Source organism: Candidatus Protofrankia californiensis (assembly GCF_900634765.1).
GTDB classification, from domain to species: Bacteria; Actinomycetota; Actinomycetes; order Frankiales; family Frankiaceae; genus Protofrankia; species Protofrankia californiensis.
In genome coordinates this window covers 1-2471 of sequence record NZ_CAAAFT010000289.1, presented here as the reverse complement: position 1 = coordinate 2471, position 2471 = coordinate 1, and the positions used below count along the sequence as shown (strand labels likewise).

At 68.1% G+C, this 2471-nt stretch carries 2 protein-coding genes; both read left to right on the top strand.

Annotated elements, in window-relative coordinates:
• The first annotated feature begins 32 nt into the window (after positions 1–32).
• Positions 33–917, top strand: coding sequence for a pantoate--beta-alanine ligase (panC, locus tag DD1DGNOD_RS15550; protein WP_131766960.1), 885 nt, complete (start codon positions 33–35; stop codon positions 915–917).
• Positions 914–2323 (top strand): aldehyde dehydrogenase family protein, encoded by a 1410-nt coding sequence (locus tag DD1DGNOD_RS15545; RefSeq protein ID WP_131766961.1) that lies wholly within the window; start codon positions 914–916, stop codon positions 2321–2323. Before panC ends, DD1DGNOD_RS15545 begins: the two co-directional genes overlap by 4 nt.
• Positions 2324–2471: the final 148 nt, after the last annotated feature.

Genomic DNA, 2471 nt, shown 5'->3' with positions numbered 1-2471 from the left:
ATCATGCCTGAATCGGCTGTGGAGGGGGCACGTTGTTAAGAGTCCTGCACACGATCGAGGATGTGCGTGAGCAGACGCGTGAATGGCGCGCCGCCGGTTCCTCCATCGGCTGTGTCATGACCATGGGTGCTCTCCACGAAGGGCACCTGAGCCTTGTCGACGCCGCTCAGAGAGAATGCGACAAGGTGGTTTTGACCTTGTTCGTCAATCCGATTCAGTTCGGTCCTTCCGAGGACTTCGCCCGCTATCCCAGGACCGAGGAAGCGGATTTCCGTGCCTTGCGCGACCGGGAGTGTGACGCGGTCTTCGCGCCGGCCACGGAGACGATCTTCCCTTCGGGTGAGCGGCGCATCGACCAGGTGCGCACCAAGGTCGTCGTGCGCGGGTTGACCGATGTGCTGTGCGGCCTGCAGCGCCCGGGGCACTTCGACGGGGTCACCACCGAGGTCCTCAAGATGTTGCACATTGTCGACTGCGATCGGACCTACTGGGGTGAGAAGGACTACCAGCAGTACGCCGTTATCCGGGCGATGGTGGAGGATCAGGGGCTCCCGGTGGAGGTGGTGCCCTGCCCGACCGTGCGCGACGTCGACGGCCTGGCGTTGAGCAGCCGCAACACGTATCTGGACGAGGGCCAGCGGGCGATCGCCCCGCGGCTGTACGCGGAGTTGCGGCGCGGCGCGCGTCGGATCGCCGAGCACGGCATCGACGTCATCGGCGAGACCACGAAGCATATCGCGGAGACCCTGCTAGCGCGCGGGTTCGACCTGGTCGAGTACGTCGAGGTGTACACCGGTTCGCTCGGCCCGGCCGTCGCGGGCACACCGGTGGAGGAGCTGCGCGTCTTCGGGGCGGTGCGCCTGGGTGGCGCACGCCTGATCGACAACGTCGCCGTCGCCTACGAGGTCGGCCGATGAACGCGACAAAGGGTCTGTTCTCCGGTGGCCGGTGGTCGCCCGGCGTGGGCGTCGCGGAGGTGCGCAACCCCTACACCGACGAGGTGGTGGGGACGGTGGTGCGCGCGAGCCCGGAGCAGGCGCTCGAGGCGGCGCGCGGGCTTGCCGGAGCCAGGTCTGAGCTCACCGCGTACGACCGAAGCGACATCCTCGCCGCGACAGCGGAGCTTCTCCACCGCGAACGGGACGATTTCGCGAGCACGATCTCCCAGGAGTCCGGTCTCGCCATCATGGACGCCCGGCGCGAGGTGGACCGCGCCACCACTCAACTCCGGTACTGCGCGGAGGAGGGCAAGCGCATCACCGGCGAGGCGATCCGAACCGACGTCACCAGCGCTCGGCAGCGACGCCTCGCGATTACGACCCGGGAGCCGATCGGCGTCGTGTGCGCCGTCACGCCGTTCAACCGACCGCTCAACCAGGTCGTCACCAAGGTCGCCCCCGCGATCGCCGCCAACAACAGGGTGGTCGTCAAACCGTCGGAGAAGACCCCGCTGAGCGCGATCCGCTTCGTCGACGCGCTCCTCAGATCCGGCTTGCCACCCGACATGATCGCGTTGGTGTGCGGCGAACCCGGCGAGCTCGTGGACGCGCTTGTCCATTCCGGACATATCGACATGTTGACGTTCACCGGCAGCACCAGAGTGGGCCGGCTGCTCGCCGCGTCGGCCGGGATGATCAGGCAAACCTACGAGCTCGGGGACAGTGGCGCGCTGGTCATCATGGCGGATGCGGACATTCCTGCGGCCGTTGCGGCGGCCACCGCGGGCGCATTCGCCACCTCCGGGCAGTCGTGCCGCGGGGTCAAACGCATCATCGCGCACGGGGACGTCGCCGACGAGTTCGCCAGGGAACTCGCCGCCGCTGCGTCGGACCTGGTGGTCGGCGATCCGGGGGACCCGGCGACCGACATCGGCACGCTGATAGACCGGGACGCCGCCAGCGAAGTGGAGGCCCGCGTGGCTTGTGCCGTGGCCGCGGGCGCGCGGGTGTTGTGCGGGGCCCGGCGTGTGGGCGCCCAGTACTGGCCGACCGTCCTCGACCACGTGCCACGGGACGCGGATCTGGTGCGCCTCGAGACCTTCGGCCCGACGGCGCCGGTGATCAGGGTGAAGGACTTCTCCGAAGCGGTGGAGGTCGTCAACGACACTCGGTACGGCCTGCAGGCGGGGATCTTCACCAACAACCTGGACCACGCGCGCCGGGCCGCCGAGCTTTTCGACGTGGGTGCGGTCGTGGTGAACGGCGGACCGCAGTTCGAGTCGCCCAACATCCCGTTCGGCGGGGTGAAGGACAGCGGTATCGGTCGCGAGGGTGCGAGATACGCGATCGAGGAGATGACGAGGGTCAAGACCTTTGTCATCTAGTGCTTCTACCGGATCAGAAAGCGTCGCGAACCCGAGAACACGGGCGTTCTCGAACCGAGGAGGAAAGGTGACCGTCCGCACCGCCGACCGTGCCAACGCCGCCCGGCGCGGCCGCCCACGGGGGACCTCCCGTGATCGCTGACCGCGA